19 protein-coding genes are annotated in these 21,409 nt (G+C 53.2%); 8 read left to right on the top strand and 11 right to left on the bottom strand.

Annotation, left to right across the window (positions count from 1 at the left end; genetic code table 11):
- Positions 1-319: 319 nt before the first annotated feature.
- Positions 320-1,240, top strand: a complete 921-nt coding sequence (lpxP, locus tag OGW16_RS20575; protein ID WP_043017096.1) for a kdo(2)-lipid IV(A) palmitoleoyltransferase — start codon at positions 320-322, stop codon at positions 1,238-1,240.
- A 41-nt stretch (positions 1,241-1,281) separates the two neighbouring features.
- Here lpxP and OGW16_RS20570 read toward each other — a convergent pair whose 3' ends face one another.
- On the bottom strand, positions 1,282-1,896 hold the full coding sequence (locus tag OGW16_RS20570; protein WP_286518739.1) for a lysozyme inhibitor LprI family protein: 615 nt from the start codon (positions 1,894-1,896) through the stop codon (positions 1,282-1,284).
- A 343-nt stretch (positions 1,897-2,239) separates the two neighbouring features.
- On the opposite strand from OGW16_RS20570, the gene ypdK reads away from it, so the two are divergent.
- Positions 2,240-2,311 carry a membrane protein YpdK gene (ypdK, locus tag OGW16_RS20565; protein ID WP_010723117.1) on the top strand — a complete coding sequence of 24 codons (72 nt, stop codon included), beginning with the start codon at positions 2,240-2,242 and terminating at the stop codon, positions 2,309-2,311.
- Positions 2,312-2,376: 65 nt separating this feature from the next.
- Here ypdK and alaC read toward each other — a convergent pair whose 3' ends face one another.
- Positions 2,377-3,615 carry an alanine transaminase gene (alaC, locus tag OGW16_RS20560; RefSeq protein WP_286518738.1) on the bottom strand — a complete coding sequence of 413 codons (1,239 nt, stop codon included), beginning with the start codon at positions 3,613-3,615 and terminating at the stop codon, positions 2,377-2,379.
- 387 nt (positions 3,616-4,002) lie between these two features.
- On the opposite strand from alaC, the gene OGW16_RS20555 reads away from it, so the two are divergent.
- From OGW16_RS20555 to OGW16_RS20545, 3 genes are read left to right on the top strand one after another with little or no spacing between them, the layout of a single operon-like run.
- Positions 4,003-5,700, top strand: coding sequence for a sensor histidine kinase (locus OGW16_RS20555; protein WP_087051437.1), 1,698 nt, complete (start codon positions 4,003-4,005; stop codon positions 5,698-5,700).
- A 14-nt stretch (positions 5,701-5,714) separates the two neighbouring features.
- Positions 5,715-6,449 carry a two-component system response regulator YpdB gene (gene ypdB / locus OGW16_RS20550; RefSeq protein WP_043017099.1) on the top strand — a complete coding sequence of 245 codons (735 nt, stop codon included), beginning with the start codon at positions 5,715-5,717 and terminating at the stop codon, positions 6,447-6,449.
- Positions 6,450-6,464: 15 nt separating this feature from the next.
- Positions 6,465-7,328 (top strand): AraC family transcriptional regulator, encoded by an 864-nt coding sequence (locus tag OGW16_RS20545; protein ID WP_286518737.1) that lies wholly within the window; start codon positions 6,465-6,467, stop codon positions 7,326-7,328.
- A gap of 367 nt (positions 7,329-7,695) precedes the next feature.
- On the opposite strand, the gene ptsP is transcribed toward OGW16_RS20545, so the two are convergent.
- The 6 genes from ptsP to glk form a co-directional block, all read right to left on the bottom strand.
- On the bottom strand, positions 7,696-10,191 hold the full coding sequence (gene ptsP / locus OGW16_RS20540; RefSeq protein ID WP_286518736.1) for a phosphoenolpyruvate--protein phosphotransferase: 2,496 nt from the start codon (positions 10,189-10,191) through the stop codon (positions 7,696-7,698).
- Between the two features lie 23 nt (positions 10,192-10,214).
- On the bottom strand, positions 10,215-11,255 hold the full coding sequence (gene ypdE / locus OGW16_RS20535; protein WP_286518735.1) for an aminopeptidase: 1,041 nt from the start codon (positions 11,253-11,255) through the stop codon (positions 10,215-10,217).
- The gene (gene ypdF, locus OGW16_RS20530) at positions 11,255-12,340 is read right to left on the bottom strand and encodes an aminopeptidase (RefSeq protein ID WP_286518734.1); all 1,086 of its coding nucleotides are present in this window, start codon (positions 12,338-12,340) and stop codon (positions 11,255-11,257) included. The genes ypdE and ypdF overlap by 1 nt, the downstream gene beginning before the upstream one ends.
- Before the next feature lie 17 nt (positions 12,341-12,357).
- A complete protein-coding gene (locus OGW16_RS20525; RefSeq protein WP_286518733.1) occupies positions 12,358-13,605 on the bottom strand; it encodes a PTS fructose transporter subunit IIC in 1,248 nt (415 codons plus the stop codon).
- Positions 13,606-13,625: 20 nt separating this feature from the next.
- On the bottom strand, positions 13,626-13,952 hold the full coding sequence (locus OGW16_RS20520) for a PTS fructose transporter subunit IIB (RefSeq protein WP_003028254.1): 327 nt from the start codon (positions 13,950-13,952) through the stop codon (positions 13,626-13,628).
- Between the two features lie 218 nt (positions 13,953-14,170).
- Entirely contained in the window at positions 14,171-15,136 is a 966-nt protein-coding gene (glk, locus tag OGW16_RS20515) for a glucokinase (protein WP_043017106.1), read from the bottom strand.
- 204 nt (positions 15,137-15,340) lie between these two features.
- Here glk and OGW16_RS20510 point away from each other — a divergent pair, with 204 nt between their 5' ends.
- Complete coding sequence (locus OGW16_RS20510; protein WP_100194631.1) at positions 15,341-16,576, top strand: ion channel protein; 1,236 nt, start codon at positions 15,341-15,343, stop codon at positions 16,574-16,576.
- Here OGW16_RS20510 and OGW16_RS20505 read toward each other — a convergent pair whose 3' ends face one another.
- Positions 16,577-18,229, bottom strand: coding sequence for an alpha-keto acid decarboxylase family protein (locus OGW16_RS20505; protein ID WP_286518732.1), 1,653 nt, complete (start codon positions 18,227-18,229; stop codon positions 16,577-16,579). It lies immediately after the preceding gene.
- 181 nt (positions 18,230-18,410) lie between these two features.
- Here OGW16_RS20505 and mgrA point away from each other — a divergent pair, with 181 nt between their 5' ends.
- Together mgrA and ypeC are read left to right on the top strand one after the other, a co-directional pair.
- On the top strand, positions 18,411-19,400 hold the full coding sequence (mgrA, locus tag OGW16_RS20500; protein ID WP_047409686.1) for an L-glyceraldehyde 3-phosphate reductase: 990 nt from the start codon (positions 18,411-18,413) through the stop codon (positions 19,398-19,400).
- A gap of 137 nt (positions 19,401-19,537) precedes the next feature.
- Positions 19,538-19,864, top strand: a complete 327-nt coding sequence (gene ypeC, locus OGW16_RS20495; protein ID WP_003834889.1) for a DUF2502 domain-containing protein YpeC — start codon at positions 19,538-19,540, stop codon at positions 19,862-19,864.
- A 32-nt stretch (positions 19,865-19,896) separates the two neighbouring features.
- Here the strand turns inward: ypeC and OGW16_RS20490 are convergent, their stop codons facing one another.
- Together OGW16_RS20490 and OGW16_RS26485 are read right to left on the bottom strand one after the other, a co-directional pair.
- A complete protein-coding gene (locus tag OGW16_RS20490) occupies positions 19,897-21,135 on the bottom strand; it encodes an Nramp family divalent metal transporter (RefSeq protein WP_043017113.1) in 1,239 nt (412 codons plus the stop codon).
- On the bottom strand, positions 21,132-21,206 hold the full coding sequence (locus OGW16_RS26485) for a hypothetical protein (RefSeq protein ID WP_418219455.1): 75 nt from the start codon (positions 21,204-21,206) through the stop codon (positions 21,132-21,134). Before OGW16_RS26485 ends, OGW16_RS20490 begins: the two co-directional genes overlap by 4 nt.
- Positions 21,207-21,409: the final 203 nt, after the last annotated feature.

The following is a 21,409-nucleotide window of genomic DNA, read 5'->3' as shown; positions in this document are numbered from 1 at the left end:
GCCTGCGTACTGTTAACTCTTCAACAGACTGTTATTTAATCTGCATAAAAACAACGAATTATATATAGGTTAATTTTTGTTCTTAATCGCCCTAAAAACATTTACGAATCTTGAGTAATTATTTCTGGCTGACATTAATCTTCGGGTGTACATTGTGCGTCCGATCATTCATGCCCCCTCGTGGTTTTGTCCTGACTCAGTTTTACACTCTTTACAGGAACCAATGTCGTTCATGGCGGCCTAACGATCAGTGCAGAGTGTAAAGCGACTGACAAAGAATCTTCGCGATACATCTATTTCGTATCAACAACAGGTGCTTATGTTCCCCCAATGTAAATTTTCACGCGCGTTTTTGCATCCGCGCTACTGGCTCACATGGTTTGGTGTTGGTGTGCTCTGGTTACTGATACAACTTCCCTATCCCGTATTGTGTTTTCTTGGTACCCGTACAGGAACGCTTGCTCGTCCATTTTTGAAACGCCGTGAATCTATTGCACGTAAAAATCTCGAACTCTGTTTCCCGAATCTGTCGCAAGATGAAAGAGACAAGCTGGTCGATGAGAACTTTCGTTCACTCGGCATGGGACTGCTTGAAACAGGTATGGCCTGGTTCTGGCCGGACCGCCGGGTGCGTAAATGGTTTGACGTAGAAGGGCTCGACAACCTGAAACGCGCCCAATTGCAAAACCGTGGCGTGATGGTTGTAGGCGTACACTTTATGTCGCTCGAGTTAGGTGGTCGCGTAATGGGGCTTTGCCAACCGATGATGGCAACCTATCGCCCGCACAACAATAAGTTGATGGAGTGGATCCAAACCCGCGGTCGTATGCGCTCTAACAAGGCCATGATCGGCAGAAATAATCTGCGTGGTATTGTCGGTGCCCTGAAAAAAGGCGAGGCCGTATGGTTTGCCCCCGATCAGGACTATGGTCGCAAAGGGAGTTCATTCGCCCCGTTCTTCGCAGTCAAAAACGTTGCGACCACTAACGGCACTTACGTATTGTCACGGTTATCGGGCGCAGCAATGCTGACGGTAACCATGGTGAGAAAAGCAGATAACTCCGGTTACCGCCTGTTCATCACCCCGCAAATGGAAGGTTATCCGACAGATGAAAGCCAGGCTGCAGCGTATATGAACAAAATTATCGAAAAAGAGATCATGCGCGCACCCGAGCAGTATCTCTGGATCCACCGCCGCTTCAAAACTCGCCCGATGGGTGAAGCCTCGTTATATATCTAAAAAGAAAGGCCGTAAGGCCTTTCTTTTTTTCCGCAGTTGAATTACTTAACGCCCCACTTGTTCTGGAGTTCAGTCATTCGCTCATTATAGTTACGGGCAATACAGGCTGGCTTGTCCTGCTCTTTCCAGCACTCATTACGCCCTTTCACCCAGCCGCGCTGCTCTGCTTTGAGCGTCGGGTTATTACCCGATTTCACCAGCGCCTGCTTGTAGGCCCCATTTAGCGCCATATCCATAGCTGAGAGCGCAGGGCTCTGGCAGATAGCCTCTTCGATACTGCCTTTTGCTACCGCAGCGCAGGAAAAAGAAGGCCCGTTGCTGGCCGGTTTTTTTGCCCCGGAAAAGTCAATATTGTCTTCAGGCAGGCATACCCCATGCTTTCGATTCGGCCCGCTCCAGGAAATATCCGGATTCCCGTCATCTTTGCGGGAGATAGAAACGGTATTGTTACCGCTTCTTGCTTCCCAATAGTTTTCATTAAAAGCCTTCACCGTCGCCTTCGTGCCATCAATCCAGACATTGCCTTTACCATCACTATTCACACCACCAATACTTGCGCAACTGAAATTGAATGCCAACGGCGAGGCCGCCATCGACGTCAATGGCGTAAGTACGAGTGCTAACATCATTAATCTGGTCATTTTTAACCTTTTCATTATCTAATTCCGCGAAAAATTAACCGCATTAACATCATGGCGATATGAGAATTCTCCGAGTAACCATTACGTCGCTCAATAGCAATTTATTACCGGCAGAAATTAAACTGTCGCCGAATCACGACACTTGTAAGTTATTAAAATCAAATAAAAAAATGCCTCTTGTCTCGCCTCATTTTTAGGCGTACATTAGCGCCGTCTGGAGCATGAAAGCTCAGAATTCTGAGGTGATGCAGCCAAGCAAACGAGGGGAATTCTCCCTTTCGTTTACGCGTGCATCAGCTCTCTGTCAGGTAAGCATATGTTCATTTAGACGTACCTCAGGTACGCGGAGAGATGAAAAGTGAAATATTTCTTTATGGGCATTTCTTTTATGGTCATCGTTTGGGCCGGTACTTTCGCCCTGATGATCTAAATTAAAAGACGCAGCAAAAAAACAGGAGCCATCAGGCTCCTGTTTGCTTTTGGGGAATCGGGTTGTTAGTCGGTAGTTTCAGTAGCCGATTTTGCACTGGCAGGCAGTAAGCCATCGGCGCGAAACATCGCTTTAATACCGCGAATCGCCTGGCGAGTACGGTCGCGGTTTTCAATTAGCGCAAAGCGCACGTGCGTATCGCCATAATCACCAAATCCAATCCCCGGAGAAACGCAGACCTTCGCTTCGTTCAGCAGCTTCTTGGCAAATTCAAGTGACCCCATCCCGGCGTAATGCTCTGGAATTTTCGCCCAAACGTACATCGAGGCTTTTGGCATCTCGACCATCCAACCGGCTTCATGCAGCCCTTTTACCAGTACGTCTCGACGGCGTTTATATTGCTCCGCAATATCCCGTACGCACTGCTGATCGCCTTCCAGCGCGGCGATAGCTGCAACCTGCAACGGCGTAAAGGTTCCGTAATCGTGATAGCTCTTAATTCGTGCCAGCGCGTTGACCAGCGTTTTATTACCCACCATAAAACCGATACGCCAGCCCGCCATGTTGTAGCTTTTCGACAGGGTGAAAAATTCAACCGCAACATCGCGAGCACCCGGTACCTGCATAATCGACGGCGCTTTCCAGCCATCGTAGACAATATCGGCATAGGCCAGGTCATGAACCACCAGCACGTCATAGCGTTTCGCCAGGGCCACGACTTTTTCGAAGAACTCCAGCTCGACGCACTGCGCAGTCGGGTTAGAAGGGAAACCTAAGATCATCATCTTCGGTTTAGGATAGCTTTCGCGAATCGCGCGCTCCAGCTCATTAAAGAAATCGACGCCGTCGACCAGCGGCACTGAACGTACCTGCGCGCCAGCAATCACAGCACCATAAATATGGATCGGATAGCTCGGGTTCGGTACAAGGACAGTATCACCGTGATCGAGCGTAGCCAGCATCAGGTGCGCCAGTCCTTCTTTAGAACCAATCGTCACAATCGCTTCGGATTCCGGATCGATCTCAACGTCATAGCGTTCCTGGTACCAGCGGGAAATCGCCCGACGCAGACGCGGAATGCCGCGCGAGGTGGAATAACCGTGAGTATCCGGGCGCTGCGCCACGGTACACAGTTTTTCAACAATATGAGGAGGCGTGGCCCCATCCGGGTTCCCCATGCTGAAATCGATAATATCTTCGCCGCGCCGACGCGCAGCCATCTTCAGCTCAGCAGTGATGTTAAAAACGTAAGGGGGAAGGCGATCAATACGCGTAAAGCGACGTTCAGGGCGGGAGTCAGCCATAATATCCTCAGATTAACGTTAGCGCCCGGACCGTCCGAGCGACGCTACCACGATGGTGGCACGTTTAGAAAATAGCCTGAATAATTTCCTTCTGTCGAGAGGCAAAGCAAAATATTTTTAATTGACGTAAAAGAGGAACAACAAGAAAAAATAGGGAAATAACCTTTTTCACAGCCCGCTTAAAATTACCATCATTTAACATTTTGTTGTTAACTACATTACTTTGAACGCGGCACTGACAGGACAGGTATTGTAAATACAACAATCATGCAACAATCCCCTTTTAATATTAAGGTTTTTCCTCATTAGACCCAGGTTGCGGGGGTGCTGGTCATCCAGCCTCAGGTTACCTATCATAGAGGTTTAACCCTTGCGCAAGAGTCACCCGTGCACGAAATATTCAATATGCTGCTGGCGGTATTTGACCGGGCAGCGCTGATGCTGTTCTGTCTGTTTTTCCTGATTCGTATCCGCCTGTTTCGCGAACTGTTGCACAAGTCAGCCCACTCCCCAAAAGAGCTGCTCGCCGTTACCGCGATTTTCTCAATGTTTGCCCTGTTCAGTACCTGGTCCGGCGTACCGGTTGAAGGCTCACTGGTTAACGTACGTATTATTGCGGTCATGTCAGGAGGAATTCTGTTCGGTCCGTGGGTCGGCATCATTACGGGCCTCATCGCGGGCACCCATCGCTACCTGATCGACATCGGCGGCGTAACCGCTGTGCCCTGCTTTATCACCAGCATTCTGGCAGGCTGTATTGCCGGGTGGATCAACCGTAAGATCCCCAAAGCGCAGCACTGGCGCGCAGGTATTTTAGGCGGAATGCTGTGCGAATCCCTGACCATGATCCTCGTCGTCGCATGGGCGCCCACCACTGAGCTGGGGCTGGATATTGTCTCGAAAATCGGCATCCCTATGATCCTGGGCAGCGTCTGCATTGGCTTTATCGTCATGCTGGTTCAAAGCGTGGAGGGTGAGAAAGAGGCCAGCGCCGCGAAGCAGGCCAAGCTGGCGCTGGATATCGCCAACAAAACCCTGCCGCTTTTCCGTCAGGTTAACAGCGAGTCGCTCCGCCAGGTGTGCGAAATTATTCGCCATGACATACATGCAGACGCCGTCGCGATTACCAACACCCAGCACGTACTGGCCTACGTTGGCGTGGGTGAACTTAACTACCGCGATAACGATGACTTCGTCAGCCCGACCACCCAGCAGGCGATCAATTACGGAAAAATCATCATTAAAAACAATGATGAAGCGCATCGTACGCCCGAAATACACTCCATGTTGGTGATCCCGCTCTGGGAGAAAGGCGTTGTCACCGGTACGCTAAAAATCTACTACTGCCATGCCCACCAGATAACCTCCTCACTGCAGGAAATGGCGATTGGTCTGTCGCAAATTATCTCGACACAGCTTGAAGTTTCCAGGGCTGAGCAGCTTCGTGAAATGGCAAATAAGGCAGAACTGCGCGCACTGCAAAGTAAAATAAATCCCCATTTCCTGTTTAACGCCCTGAATGCGATTTCATCGTCGGTGCGGCTTAATCCGGACACCGCACGCCAGCTCATTTTTAATTTGTCGCGCTATCTTCGCTATAATATTGAATTAAAAGACGATGAGCAGATAGATATCAAAAAGGAGCTGTATCAAATCAAGGATTACATCGCCATCGAGCAGGCTCGTTTTGGCGACAAGCTGACGGTTATTTATGATATCGACGAAGAGGTAAGCTGTTATATCCCCAGCCTGCTGATTCAGCCGCTGGTAGAGAACGCGATTGTCCATGGGATTCAACCCTGCAAAGGAAAAGGCGTGGTCACTATCAGCGTGGCAGAATGCGGTAACCGGGTAAGGATTGCCGTGCGGGATACGGGCCACGGTATTGATCCAAAAGTCATTGAACGGGTCGAATCCAATGAAATGCCGGGTAATAAAATTGGCCTATTGAATGTGCATCATCGCGTTAAGCTGCTCTACGGCGAGGGCTTACATATCCGCCGTCTGGAGCCAGGCACTGAGATTGCCTTTTACGTGCCTAATCAGCACTCGCCCGCAGCCGCACCGGCCACATTGTTGCTTTAACCAGGAGCGAAGTCGTGAAAGTCATCATTGTTGAAGATGAATTCCTGGCCCAACAGGAACTTAGCTGGCTGATAAAAGAGCACAGCCAGATGGAAATTGTCGGCACATTCGACGACGGCCTGGACGTGCTGAAATATCTCCAGCACAACCGCGTTGACGCCATTTTTCTGGATATCAATATTCCCTCGCTGGATGGCGTGCTGTTGGCGCAAAACATCAGCCAGTTTGCGCACAAGCCTTTTATTGTCTTTATTACCGCGTGGAAAGAGCACGCCGTTGAAGCCTTTGAACTGGAGGCCTTCGACTACATCCTGAAGCCGTATCAGGAATCGCGGATCGTCGGCATGCTGCAAAAGCTGGAAGCCGCCTGGCAACAACAGCAAACGGGAACTTCACCCATCAGTCCGGTAGCACGCGAAAACGACACGATCAATCTGATCAAAGATGAGCGAATCATCGTGACCCCGATCAACGACATCTACTACGCAGAAGCCCATGAAAAGATGACGTTTGTCTACACCCGACGCGAATCGTACGTGATGCCGATGAACATCACCGAATTTTGCAGCAAATTGCCGGCTTCGCATTTCTTCCGCTGCCACCGCTCGTTCTGCGTGAATCTGAATAAAATTCGCGAGATCGAACCCTGGTTTAACAACACCTACATTTTGCGCTTAAAAGATCTGGAATTTGAAATCCCGGTTAGTCGGAGTAAAGTGAAAGAGTTCAGACAGTTAATGCACTTATAGCGCAGAGAAAGAGCGATGAAAGAACCAGGCCTACCCGCAGACCAACAGTTTTTCGCCGATCTGTTCAGCGGCCTGGTATTAAACCCGCAGCATCTGGGGCGCGTGTGGTTCGCGACCCAACCCACCACATTACCAACCGGAAGTTTATGTATTGACCTTCCGCGCCTCGATATCGTGCTGCGTGGCGAATACAGCAACCTCCTGGAAAAACAGCAGCACAGCCTGCCAGAAGGCGACATGCTGTTTATCCCGACGAAAGCGGCAAATCTGCCCGGCAGCGACAGGCCCGTGATGCTGTTGAGCCTGGTGTTTTCTCCGGCCTGGCTGGGACTCTCTTTTTACGATAACCGAACCGCATCGCTGTTACGTCCGCTCCGCCGTATTGAGTTACCCCATCCGCAGCGCGGCGAAGGCGAGGCAATGCTGACCGCATTAACCCATTTAAGCCGCACTCCTCAGGCCCAGGATATCATTCAGCCGCTGGTGCTTAGCCTGCTGCATCTGTGTCGTAGCGTGGTGAATAACCGCCCTGACACAGAGCGTCCTCGCGCTGAATTTCTCTATCACAGTATGTGTAATTGGGTACAAGATAACTATGCCCAACCGCTGACCCGGGAAAGCGTGGCACAGTTTTTTAATATCACGCCCAATCACCTGTCAAAAGTGTTTGCCCAGCACGGTACCATGGGATTTGTCGAGTATCTGCGGTGGGTCAGAATGGCGAAGGCGCGCATCATCTTACAGAAATACCATCTGTCGATTAGCGAAGTCGCACAGCGGTGTGGATATCAGGACAGCGATTATTTCTGCCGCCTGTTCCGACGTCAGTTTGGCCTGACGCCGGGAGAGTACGGCGCGCGCTTTCAGTCAGCGCGTTAAGTGAGACAACACCAACGGTGTTAGTCATATCCGTTTGCCTCGTTGTAAAATAGCGGCCTTTAGCCCAATCCTACTGGCTTACTCAATAAAGTGAATATGCGATGAAAAACAGACGTGCACTCTCCCTGATGTGTTTTCAGATGCTGGAATCAGGTGCGGATCGTCAAACCGTGAAAAGAGCCCTTACCTCCCGCCGAGTTAAAGGTCGTCAGGCGGTGGTTCTGCTCTGCAAGCAAGAGATGAAACTGTTAAGAGCCGGGAAACTACCGGGGCACAACGCGCCGCATTGATGATTTCGCTTTCCAGTAGCCTTTATCCCGCCTGCAACCACAGCGCCACAGGCAGGATAGCGCTTTTTCAGTGAAGCTTAAAATGTCAGTTCCGCCTCCAGCAGCGCCAGAATGCTCTCGGCATTTTCAGCGGCGAACAACGACTGGCGGAACTGCTTGTTAACGAGCTTACGCGCCAGCTGCGAGAAGACCTTCACGTGGTTAATGCCTTCGTCGGCACCCAGCGTCAGCATGATCACCAGCTCTACCTCGCCCATCTCAGACTGCCAGTCAACGGGCTGTGCAAGCCGGGCAATGCTGATGCTGGAATGGCGGATCCACTGGGATTTCGTGTGTGGGATAGCTACCCCAAAACCAACGGCGGTAGTGACTATCTCTTCGCGCTGCCAGACATCCTCTTCCAGCTCAAACGGATGTTCAGTTCGCCCGTTAACGCCAAGGTTGCCGCACAGAAACTGAATCACCTGCTCTTTGTTGCTCAGAGATTCACCAACAAAGATATTCTCCAGCGCCAGCAGCGGACGTACATCTTTCTGCGGTGCAAACTGGTTGAGCAGATCTTCAATCTCCTGAGCGCTACGGCACTCGCAGGCCTGCAAAGCGAGTTCGCGGCATGCCTGACCGTCCAACTGACGGAGTTGGCTTTTTACCGCCGGAATACGAGGACTGCTCATACTCAGTTCATCGAGCCCTAAACCCAACAGCAACGGTAAATAACGCCCTTCGCCACCCAGTTCGCCGCAAATGCCGACCCATTTTCCGCGCTCGTGCGCCACGCGAACAATTTGCTGCAGCATACGCAGGAACGACGGCGTAATCGGGTTGTACAGCGGCGAAACGCGCGGATTATTACGATCGACGGCATACAGGTACTGGGTCATGTCGTTTGAACCAATACTGAAGAAATCCACCTCATCGCAGAAATGGTCGATGATGTAACACACCGACGGCACTTCAACCATAATCCCCAATGAAATCGTCGGGGCATGGCGTAAACCGTCCGCTTTCAGCGCCGCCAGCGCTTTTTGCAGTTCACTTTTCACCCATAAAATCTGGTCGAGGCTGTGCACCATCGGGATCATCAGCTGTGCGTTACCGAAGGTCGCCGCCCGTAAAATAGCGCGCAGTTGGGTGCGAAACAGTCCGGCAAACTCTGGATAAATCCGCACCGCGCGGTAGCCCAGGAACGGATTCTCTTCCTGCGGAATATTGAGATAGCGGATATTCTTATCACCACCAATATCCATGGTACGAAAGATAACCGGCTTATCACCCGCAGCCAATAAGACCTGCTGGTAGGCTTCAAACTGTTCCTGCTCGTCGGGGGCGCTGTCGCGGTCCATAAACAGCATTTCAGTACGAAACAGCCCAATTCCTTCCGCGCCGTTGGCAAACGCTCCCGGCGCTTCCAGCGCGGTACCGATATTCGCCGCAACGTCAATACGCTGATTATCTTTGGTCAGCGCGGGCTGGGCGGCATCAAGCGCCTGTCGACGCTGGCATTCATCGGCCAGCTTCTGCGCAATCGCGTAATAACCGCGAACCGCTTCGTCTGGGTTGATGGCCAGCACCCCACAGCGGGCATCCAGTACCGCATATTGCCCGGTATAGCGGCTAATGGCCTCCAGCGGCAAGCCGCTAAGCACCGGAATCGCGGACGCGCGAGCGAGGATCAGGGTATGCGAGGTGCGCCCCGTTTTTTCCAGGATCATGCCAGACAGATGCTGCAAATCGAGGCTTAAAAACTGGCTGGGCGTCAGATCTTCAGCGACCAGAATCGTCGGTTTTTCCAGTACCAGCGCATTGCGCGGGCGTCTTTCAGGCCAGGTGATGTGCAACAACTGTTCGCTGATATCACGGATGTCGCTGACGCGTTCGCGCAGATAATCGCTACCGGAGGCCGATAGCCTGGCGCATACCTGCTCCATATTGACGATAATCGCCGCCCCCAGCCCCAGATGCTGACCCTGCATTAAACGGCGAATATTCCCGGCAAACTCATCATCCTGAATCAGAGACAGATGCGCGCTGAGAATGGTTTTACTCTCGCCGTCGCGCTCGCGCAACTGTTGATTGAGCTGCTCGGCAAGCGTCGCCAGGCTGTGCTCCAGCCGGGCGTTATCTTCCGCACTCGCCGCTATCGTGCGATAACTTTCCAGATTATCGCTTTGCCAAAGCGTGAGCAAACCGGTCCCCACGCCTCCTGCCAGCACGGTACCGTACAGCAGGTCCGGGTTGAGGCGAATCAGCGAACGCGGCAATGGATGTGCCGCCAGTTCCGCCGGCGTCGGCTGAACGCTGTCGCTGTCAATAAACCGGTGCTGGAGATACTCCTCCAGTGTTCGCCGGGCTTGTTCTTCATCGCGACCGGTAATGGTCAGGCTACAACTGTCGTTAAACAGCGTCCCGGTGCCAATCAGCGCCAGCGAGCTTTTCGCATCCGCCCTCGCGTTCTGGCGATGATTAATAAATATCACCTCACTTTGCCACTGGCTGCACTGCTCTTTCAGCTCCCACGCCGGACGCGCATGCAGGCCATTGGGTAACGGGCAAAGAAATTGAATCGTTAACATAACAACTCCTGATTAGCGCGAAATCAGCACCTGAAATCCGTCAGATGAGCCACGGTTTCGCACGTTAGATGTGAAATAAGAGCTGACAACAACTGCTGTGTCTGGATGATGTCACGACAGTCGGCAATCGATGCCGCGCAGTGTCCATGCCGTGTGGCAGGCCCTATGACAACCGTTGGGATCCCCGTGCCGCTGACGTGCACCGCACCGCCGTCGGTGCCGCCGTTACTGAACATGTCGAGCTGCAGGGTAATACCCGCATCAGCGGCCACGTTTTCAACCCACGTCGTCAGCTTCGGCGGCGCAATCAGTGATTTATCGCTCAACACCAGCATCGGGCCTTTACCGAGCTGTCGGTGGTTGGCCGCACTGTAATCAAAGTTTTTGGCCCAGCAGGCCGTATCCAGCACAAACGCCACATCCGGTGCGACCGCGCGTGCTACGGTTTGTCCTCCGCGCAATCCCACTTCTTCACTGGAACTGGCCACCAGCCAGACCTCGCAAGGGAGAATGGCGTCATGCCATTCACGCAGCAGCGCCACCAGCAAATAACATCCAAGTCGGTCATCAAAGGCTTTTCCCATGACTCGCTGGTGCGGCAAAACCTGAAAGGTTGTGTCAAAGGTGACGCGATCGCCCGGGCGCACACCGGCCTGCAGTACCTCGTCATAGGACCGCGCGCCAATGTCCACCCGCAGCGCACTAACTTCATTACCGCTGCGCTCTCCGTCAAGCAGACCAGGGATCTTGCTCTCTTCGCGGGTGGTGATCCGCACCGGCTGCAATTGCCTGGCCGCCATACGCACATTTCCCACCGGCAATACATCGATCGCCCCTTCGCTGGAAATACTGCGCACAATAAATCCTACTTCATCCATATGCGCGCAGATCATCACCTTCGGACCGGTTGATTCATTGAGCCGGATCTGCACCGATCCCAGTCCATCGAAGCGCACCTCTTTATTGAGACGATCCGCCTCTTCAAGCAGGATCTGACGCACTTCCTGTTCAGAAGAGGCGATCGCGTCCGCCTCGCTCAGCGCCTTCAGTAGCGATAAATCCATTACGCCTCTCCCGTGTGTAACAATGTTTTCGCCATGGTATAGAGCACCTCGCCGCCGTCTGGCGTAACCAGCACCACATCCTCAATACGCACTCCGCCCTGGCCCGGCAGATAAATACCCGGCTCAACGGTGAGCAACATGCCAGCCGCCAGAGGTGTTGTATCTGTGGGGGAAAAACGTGGGTTTTCATGCACCTCAATACCGATAGCGTGTCCGGTATTGTGACCAAACGCATCGCCATAGCCCGCCTGCATAATGACCCGCCTGGCTGCAGCGTCTACCTCATTGCAACGCGCGCCTGGTCGAATTGCCGCCACCGCGGCACGTTGCGCCGCCAGGACAATCTGATACACGGCAAACAGCGCGCTTTCTTCCGCTGGCTGGTTGGCGTCGGGGATGCGAAAGGTTCGCGTCATATCAGAACAATAGCCCTGATACTGTGCGCCAAAATCCAGCGTAATGAACTCACCTGCCTCGACACGCTTGTCGCTGGCTTTACCGTGCGGCAGAGCGCCGCGCCAGCCGCTGGCGACAATGGTGTCAAAAGAGGCTTTATCTGCGCCGAGCGTACGCATATACCACTCCAGTTCGGCGGCAATTTCGCGCTCACTAAGACCGGGTTGAATATAGCGGCGTATATGTTCTGCGCTCAGGTCAGCTATCCGGCAGGCTTCGCGGATGCAGGCTATCTCCTGCGCGGTTTTCACCTGTCGAAGCACGTCCGGCACAGCGCTCACCAGTCGGGCATGCAGTTTGCCCGACCAGACCTGCGCGGTATCCCAGCTTACCTGCTCACCTTCGAATCCCACCGTCTGCAGCTTTTCGAGCGCAATAATGTGATTCACCTGCGAATACAGCGTCTGCGTTCCATCGAGTCGATGGATTTGGTAGCCCTGAGTGCGCGTGGCGACATCGGTGTAGTAACGGCCGTCGACCAGGATATGCGCGCTTTCATGGCTGATAAACACAAACCCTGAACTGCTGGAGATCCCCATATGCGGCTGTTTATTCTGCCGCGATGACAGCAGCATCGCGTCGAGATGTTGCTCCGTCAGCCAGTCGCGCAGCGAGACGAGTAAGCTCATGGTTACAATCCTTTTAATCAGAGGCTTTCAATCAGCAACTTGCCTTTTCGGTACATAAGATGGCGCAGGAACACCACCATCAGCGCCGTAATCACCGCGCCTAACAGGATCCCCGCCATATAGACGCCGAGATTAGTGACCAACGGCCATGCCCAGATAGCCGATTCCGGGAACCACTGCACCGCCCCCAGCCAGACGGCAGCCGTCGACCCGACAATGGCGCCAACCATATAGGAAGGAATTGCCGTGATGGGGCTTTCCAGCGCAAACGGGATCGCTCCTTCGCTGATACCCATAAACGCGAGGAACATTGCCGTTTTCCCCTGCGGGTAGAGCTGTGCGCTGAACAAGCGTTTGCCGGTTAAGCGACGGTCAATAAGTGTGGCCAGCCCAAGGCCAATCGGGGGAATGACAATAGCAATAGAGCGCGCGGTTACCGGCAAAACGTGATCGGTGGTAAAGCTGAAGGCGACAAATCCTGCGGCTTTATTAATCGGACCGCCGAGGTCAATCGCCGTTGCCGCGGAAATCCCCATCGCGTACATCAGCGTGCCTTTCTCTCCGGCTGCCGTCAGCAGTGTACGAATTCCGCCGTTAATCCAACCGCCAAACGGCGTAATCACGTAATACATCGCCAACATGACGAATATCGCGGAAAGAATGGGCAGTAAAAAAGTGGTTTTGAACGCCAGCAGGAAATCCGGCAACTGGATTTTTTGATTCATCCACTTCACCAGATACCCGGCGACAATCGAGATAATCAGCGCGCCAATAAAGGTTGACGGAACGGGAGCACTGGTAACCCATTGCAGCGTTGCGGGGTCAAAATTCAGTATCTGCGTGGGCTGAGTGGACATCAACCCACCGATAAACCCCGCCGGAAACGCCAGCTTGCCGCCGATAGAGTTGGCGACAAATGCGGCAAACATCGGGATAGCAAATCCAAACAGCACGCCGCCAAAAGATTGCGACAGCCAGGCAAACTTCAGTAATGAGAGATTAAAACCGGTGAATTTTCCGCTGTTCAGCGCATCCATGATGCCGGTGTCAGCAGGAATATCGAGCCAGCTATAGGCGATCAGTTGCGAGAAGGCGAGAATGACCCCGCCCATAATTAACGTCGGCACCATGCGCGAAATACCCGACATCACATGTTGCGGAAGTTCGCCCCAGAAGCTATTGCGGGAGGCCGGTGGATTTTTTATTACCGCTGCCGCACCAGATGCGCCAGGCACAACGGTTGCACTGCGTTTTTTAATGGCCATAAGTAATTCCCTGTCGATGATTATTGTTGTTCAGCGGCAACCATCTCTTCGATCTCTTTAATGATGCCGGCCGCATTTTTTATCGCGTCCTGTAACGTAATTTCGTAGACGTCACGCGACTCAAAACGCTCGTTATCCTCCGGGGTAACGGCAACAGAGTGGATGATTAACGTTGCCTCTGCGATATCCTGCGCCGTCAGTCGATTTTGAATTCCGTCCGCGCCCTGGGTTTCAATTTTTACTTCATAACCCGCTTCAACTGCGGCTTCTTCCAGCGCCTGAGCCGCCATAAAGGTGTGGGCCAGACCCATTGGGCACGCGCAAACGGCAATCAGTTTTTTGCTCATAATCATTTCCTCTTAATCGTTGACGAGTGAAATTATGGTCCGGGGAAAGTAACGACCGTTATCAGACAAATAATGCTTTTACTGGACAAATAATTCCGTCACTCGGAAATGTGACGAAGGTCGGAAAGGCGGTTAACAGGCATAAAAAAACCGCGTCAGGAGCGCGGTTTTGTGGGAATGCAGGCCGGATGACCGCTAAATGCCATCCGGCATTGGTCTTACAAAATATGGCCCAGCGTCTGGCGCAGATGGGCACCAGAACCAAGCAGGCCCGGGTTATCATGCACGATCAGATACACAGGAATATCCTGTACATAGGCTTTAAAACGCCCTTTATCTTCAAAACCACCGCGGAAACCGGAAGCTTTAAAGAATTCGAGGAAGCGCGGTACGATGCCGCCTGCGATGTACACACCGCCAAACGTGCCCAGCGTCAACGCCAGATCGCCGCCAAAACGCCCCATGATGACGCAAAACAGCGACAGCGCCCGACGACAGTCGATACAGGAATCAGCCAGCGCACGGGCGGTGATATCCTTTGGCTGCAGATTTTCCGGCAGGCGCCCGTCTGACTTGACGATGGCGCGATACAGGTTCACCAGCCCCGGGCCGGACAGCACGCGCTCTGCAGAAACGTGACCAATTTCCGCGCGCAGAACCTCAAGGATAATCCCCTCTTCTTCGCTGTTAGGCGCAAAATCCACGTGGCCGCCTTCACCTGGAAGGCTTACCCAGCGTTTATCCACGTGCACCAGATGCGCCACACCGAGCCCGGTTCCTGCGCCATACACAGCAATAGGTTTGCCTTCCACAGGTTCCGCGCCGCCAAACTGGATCAAATGCTCTTTTTTCAGCATCGGGATCGCCATCGACACGGCGGTGAAATCATTAATGATTTCCAGATGGCTGAAGCCCAGATTTTTTTTCATCTCAGCAATAGAGAATGCCCAGGTATGGTTAGTCATTGCCACCCAGTCGCCGGTGATCGGGCAGGCAATGGCAATGCAGCCATCTTCAACGCTGACGCTATGCTCATCCAGGTACACGCGCACCACTGCCTCGAGGCTTGGGTAATCCAGCCCGGAATAGGTTTTTGCCTGCGAAATCTCGCCGCTGGCAATGTCGCACAGAGCAAGACGCGCGTTGGTGCCGCCAACATCACCTACTAAAGCATATTTTGTCATTCTTCCACTGCTCCGCTAAAGTCAGAATAAATCTTTGCCACACTGTAAATTCATGGGGGCATAACAACAACGGCCTGAAGGCTGATGCCCGTGGAAAATCGATCCAGATCACATAATTACTTTATCGTTTCAGCACCATTTGCAGCGATGCGGTTACGCAGGCTGTGCAAACTATGTCTATGACTCTGTTTTAAGGAATAGAAAATGCTCCATCCGCGCGCCAGAACGATGCTCTTGCTATCAACTCCAGCGCTAATCATTGGCATAGCGTCCAGCCTGGTGTTGATCGTTGTGATGAAAGTGGCTTCCGTTTTACAGCAATTTTTGTGGGAGCGCCTACCCGTTAGCATTGGTATTGCCCAGGACTCTGCGCTGTGGATTATCGGTATGCTGACGCTCACGGGGATCATGGTCGGGTTAGTTATTCGCTACAGCCAGGGCCACGCGGGACCGGATCCTGCCTGTGAACCGTTAATTGGTATGCCGGTGCCAACATCAGCAATACCGGGCCTGCTGTCCGCGCTCATCCTTGGCCTCGCGGGAGGCGTCAGTCTGGGTCCGGAACACCCGATTATGACCGTGAACATCGCACTGGCTGTGGCACTCGGCAGCCGCATGTTTCCGCGCATTGCGAAGCTGGACTGGACTATCCTTGCCTCTGCCGGCACCATCGGCGCGCTATTTGGCACCCCCGTTGCCGCCGCACTGGTATTTTCGCAAACGCTGAATAGCTCGAACGAAGTGCCCTTGTGGGATCGCCTGTTTGCACCGTTAATGGCCGCCGCCGCGGGTTCACTGACCACCAGCCTGTTTTTTCACCCCCATTTTTCATTACCCATTGCACACTACACGCAGATGCACTTGATCGATATCCTCAGCGGTGCGGTCGTTGCCGCCATCGCCATTGCCGCCGGGATGGTGGCCGTCTGGTGTCTGCCGCGTTTACACCGTTTAATGCATCGATTAAAACACCCGGTTCTGATCCTTGGCGTTGGCGGCTTTATCCTCGGTATTCTGGGCGTTATTGGTGGACCGCTCACCTTGTTTAAAGGGCTGGACGAAATGCAGCAAATGGCGTTCAGCCAGACGCTGGGGACATCGGATTATTTCATGCTCGCCGTGATCAAACTGGCGGCATTGGTGGTTGCAGCTGCGAGCGGTTTTCGCGGCGGGCGAATTTTCCCGGCAGTGTTCGTTGGCGTCGCGCTTGGCCTGATGCTGCACGCCCACGTTGAAGCGGTGCCAGCGGCCATCACGGTCTCCTGCGCGATCCTTGGACTGGTGCTGGTCGTTACCCGTGACGCCTGGCTGAGCCTGTTTATGGCAGCAGTGGTGGTGCCAGACTCCACCCTGCTGCCGCTACTGTGCATCGTCATGCTACCCGCCTGGCTACTGCTGGCGGGCAAACCGATGATGGTCGCCGAGCGCCCGGATAAATAACTATCCTCCGTTACGCGTTTCCAGCGCACGGGTTACCGTGCGCAATAACTCAGGAAGATCGGCTTTCGGTAGCACTACCTCAATTAACGACAATCGTTGCGGACGGGCCAACCGTGCCAGCACTTCTTCCAGCTGTACCGCCTGCTTTACCCGCCAGCATTCGGCCTGACATTCACGACTAAACGCCTGCGGCACCTGCGTCCAGTTCCAGGCGGCGATATCGTTATAACGCTGATTTTCCCCATGTATGGCCCGCTCCACGGTATAGCCATCATTATTGAGCAGCAGAATAACGGGAGAGTGGCCGTCCCTGAGCATAGAGCCCAGCTCCTGAATGGTGAGCTGCGCCGCGCCATCACCAATAATCAGGATCACCCGGCGTTCGGGGCAGGCAGTTTGCGCACCGAATGCAGCCGGGAGCGCGTAGCCGATAGACCCCCACAGCGGCTGAACCAGCACTTCCGCTCCGCCGGGTAGCGTGAGCGCAGCCGCGCCAAAGGCAGCGGTTCCCTGGTCGACGAGGATAATGTCATTGGGCGCGAGAAACTGCTGCATCGTATGCCAGAAATTTTCCTGCGTCAGAGGCCCCTTCTCAACCTGAATACGTCCTGTTGGCGGGCGTTCTGGCGGTAGTGAAAAGGACATTTCCAGACACAGTTCCCGCAAGGTGGTGACTGCCTGCTCCATTGGGATGTTAAACCATCTGGTTCCAATCCGTGAGGCATGTGGCTGCACCTCAATCGTGCGTTCCTGCGGTAGTTGTTGCGTAAAGCCGGCGGTCAGGGTGTCGACAAATTGTGTGCCGACACACATTATCGTGTCGGCATCTTCTATCGCCTGACGCACATAGTCGCTGCTGGCTCCAGCGCTGTACGTGCCAACAAACGCCGGATGACGCTCATCGAACAGCCCTTTGCCCATCAACAGCGTGGCGTGAGCCATCGGCGTTTCCGCCATCCAGCGTTGCAAAACTGGCTGCAGGCCAAAGCGCAACGCAAGAAAGTCTGCCAGGAGCGCTACGCGCGGGCTATCCAGCAATCGCTCGCGGGCATGATAGCGAAACGCTTCTGCCACACTGCTTTCCGGCTCGCTCAGAGGAACAATCAGAATGTCATCCGGCGGCGTAGCGGGCTGTTTTGCCACATCCGCAGGTAACATCAGATAGCCCGGCCTGCGTTCGATAAGCATTGTTCGCAGCACACGGTCAATCTCATAACAGGCGTTTTGTTCATCCAGCACCGCGCTGGCCGTCGTCACCGCCTGCTGCATACGATAAAAATGCAGAAAATCACCGTCCCCAAGGGTGTGATGCATTAACTCCCCACGACGTTGCGCTCCGCGACAGGGCGCGCCAACAATATGCAAAACTGGAACATATTCCGCATAGCTTCCAGCGATACCGTTAATTGCGCTTAACTCCCCAACGCCAAACGTAGTGAGCAGCGCCCCCACCCCGGATACCCGGGCATAGCCATCCGCAGCATAAGCCGCATTCAACTCGTTCGCACACCCGACCCAACGTACGCTGGGATGTTCAATCACATGGTCAAGAAACTGCAAATTATAATCGCCAGGCACACCAAAGAGATGGCCGACGCCACAGCCTGCCAGCCTGTCCAGCAGATAATCAGCAACGGAATACGGGGTTTGCATGACAGCTATCCTTCTGACGGTAACCTCATGTTGAGTATCGAAGAACTGTGATGACTGTCCAGGAAAGTCGCAGTGAAGGGGTGGAAAGCAAGATGTACAGTTTTCACCCGAAAATTTCATTGTTACCCACCTTGTGTAAACGTATACACTCAGAGATACACGTTATCCGACAGGAGGCTACATGGCTTATCAGGCTGATGAAAATCGTTATCAAACAATGGAGTATCGCCGTTGCGGTCAGAGCGGTCTTAAACTGCCGATTATCTCTCTGGGCTTGTGGCACAATTTTGGTGATACCACGCAGGTCGAGAACAGTCGGGCGTTGTTACAGCGCGCGTTCGATTTAGGGATCAGTCATTTTGATTTGGCGAATAACTATGGTCCGCCGCCAGGTTCAGCGGAACGGAATTTTGGTCGCATCCTGCAGGAAGATTTTTTACCGTGGCGGGATGAGCTTATTATCTCCACCAAAGCGGGTTACACCATGTGGGAAGGCCCTTACGGGGACTGGGGCTCACGCAAATACCTGATTGCCAGCCTCGACCAAAGCCTGAAGCGTCTGGGACTGGAGTATGTCGATATCTTCTACCACCATCGCCCCGACCCTGAAACCCCGCTCAGAGAAACCATGCGCGCGTTGGATCATATCGTCCGTCAGGGCAAAGCGCTGTACGTCGGGCTGTCTAACTATCCGGCCGATCTTGCAAAGCAAGCGATTGAAATACTCGACGATTTAGGTACGCCCTGCCTCATCCACCAGCCCAAATATTCTATGTTTGAACGTTGGGTCGAAGAGGGATTGCTGTCGCTATTAAAAGAAAAAGGCGTCGGCAGTATCGCCTTTTCACCGCTGGCTGGCGGGCAGTTAACCGACCGCTATCTGAACGGTATTCCTGCGGATTCTCGCGCGGCAAGCACCAGCCGTTTTCTGAACCCAGACCAGTTAACCCCACAAAAACTGGAAAAGGTGCGGGCGCTGAACGCGCTGGCAGAGCGACGCGGACAAAAGCTTTCTCAAATGGCGCTCGCGTGGGTGCTCCGGGATGACAACGTCACGTCGGTGCTGATTGGCGCCAGCAAACCGGCGCAAATTGAAGATGCCGTTGGGATGCTGGCAAACCGTCACTTTACGCCTGCAGAGTGCGCGGAGATTGATGCCATCCTGAGTTGATTGAAATAAAGACACATTTATTAACAAAAAGTGCTCTCACTTGCGATTTAAGAGTTGTGGCGATGAAACGGGGCTTTACTGCCCCGTAATATTACCTTAACAGGCCGGCTACGGCTCGATCGTGAAGGAGAGAAAACATGTTCAGGTCACTGATTCTGGCGGCAGTCTTATTGGCTTTTACACCGCTGGCCGCGAACGCCGGCGAAATCACCCTGCTGCCATCCATAAAATTACAAATTGGCGATCGCGATAATTACGGTAACTACTGGGATGGCGGTCGCTGGCGTGACCGGGATTACTGGCACCATAACTATGAGTGGCGCAAAAATCGCTGGTGGCGTCATGACAACGGCTACCATCGTGGCTGGGACAAACGCAAAGCTTATGAGCGCGGTTATCGTGAAGGCTGGAACGATCGCGATGACCATCGCGGTCGTGGACGCGGCCACAAACATCATCATTAATGTAACAAAAGAGCCTGCGGGCTCTTTTGTTTTTACAAACCGAGCGCGGTTCCCACCAGTAGCCAGATATTGAGTGCCACCACCAACACAACAATCACCCAGCCCAGTTGTTTTACCCAGCGGGTATTTACCAAATCGCCCATCAGTTGACTGTTGCTGGTGAAGATCAGCAGCGGCACCAGTGCCAGCGCAATACCGAAACTAAGCAATACCTGGCTCATCACCAGAATGCGGGTCGGATCCAATCCCATCAAAATCACAATAAATGATGGCATCATGGTAACGGTGCGGCGTACCCATAGCGGAATGTGAAAGCGGATAAATCCTTGCATCACCACCTGCCCCGCCAGCGTACCGACCACGGTAGAAGAGAGCCCAGCAGCCACCAGGCTTAAACCAAACACCGTCGCCGCAGCGTGACTCAACAGCGGTTCAAGGGTCAGATACGCCTGATCGAGATCCGCAATACCGGTATGCCCGCTAAAATGAAATGCTGCGGCAGCCGTCGCCATCATCGCCAGATTGACAAATCCGGCAATCGTCATGGCGATAGCCACATCCCATTTCGTGGCCGCATAGCGCTGTTGACGCGTTCCGCCGTGCAGATGTTGGGTTAAGGAAGAGTGCAGATAAATGACGTGCGGCATGATAGTCGCGCCGAGCACCCCGGCTGCCAGGAACACCGCCTCGGAATTAGGCAGGCTTGGGATCACCATTCCCTTACTAAGCTGCGCGAAGTTCGGTTGCGAAAAAACCAGCTCCACAATGTAAGCCGCAGCTACAAACAGCAGCAGGCCGCCGATGACTTTTTCCAGCGGCTTTTGCCCGCGACGCTGCAGCATCAGAATTAAGAACGTCGCAATCCCGGTGAGCACGGCCCCTTGTAATAAGGAAACGCCGAGGATCAGCTTGAAGCCAATCGCGGCGCCAATAAATTCAGCAAGGTCCGTCGCCATGGCGATAATTTCGGCTTGCACCCAGTAGAACCACACCACCGGGCGAGGATAATGATCGCGAATTTGCTCCGCCAGGTTTTTACCCGTAGCAATACCCAGTTTTGCCGACAGCACCTGGATCAACATCGCCATCAGGTTTGCCCAGACCACTACCCACAGCAGTTTGTAGCCAAAGCTGGCCCCGGCCTGGATATTGGTGGCAAAGTTACCTGGATCGATATAGCCGATCGCCGCGATGAACGCAGGTCCCATTAATGCGAGCTTCAACTTGCGCGCTGCCCGTCCACTGCTACTCTCAACGCGATCGTTAGTCATTTTAGTGCCTCAGAAACATAGCCTTTGCTATGTTTCAAGCTACGCCTGTTGAGAATGATTATCAAATTCATTTTAATGGGTGAAGTTGATTTCTCTGATAGCGTTTGTCTATGGATCGATAAGGATTCTGGAAAAACCGGTGAAATGTTTAATTATTGTTATGAGATTAGCACAATGACATAACTTTTCACTTCCATACTAAACATAACAGAAGTGTATCACCGATCACTAATTTTGAATCTCGTCACAGGTCCTTATTATAGTGTGTGTTTGA

The sequence above is a fragment of the Citrobacter sp. Ce104 genome, assembly GCF_030334595.1.
Lineage (GTDB): Bacteria > Pseudomonadota > Gammaproteobacteria > Enterobacterales > Enterobacteriaceae > Citrobacter > Citrobacter europaeus.
Note: the sequence above shows the minus strand (reverse complement) of the source record. Positions and strands in the feature narration are given on the sequence as shown.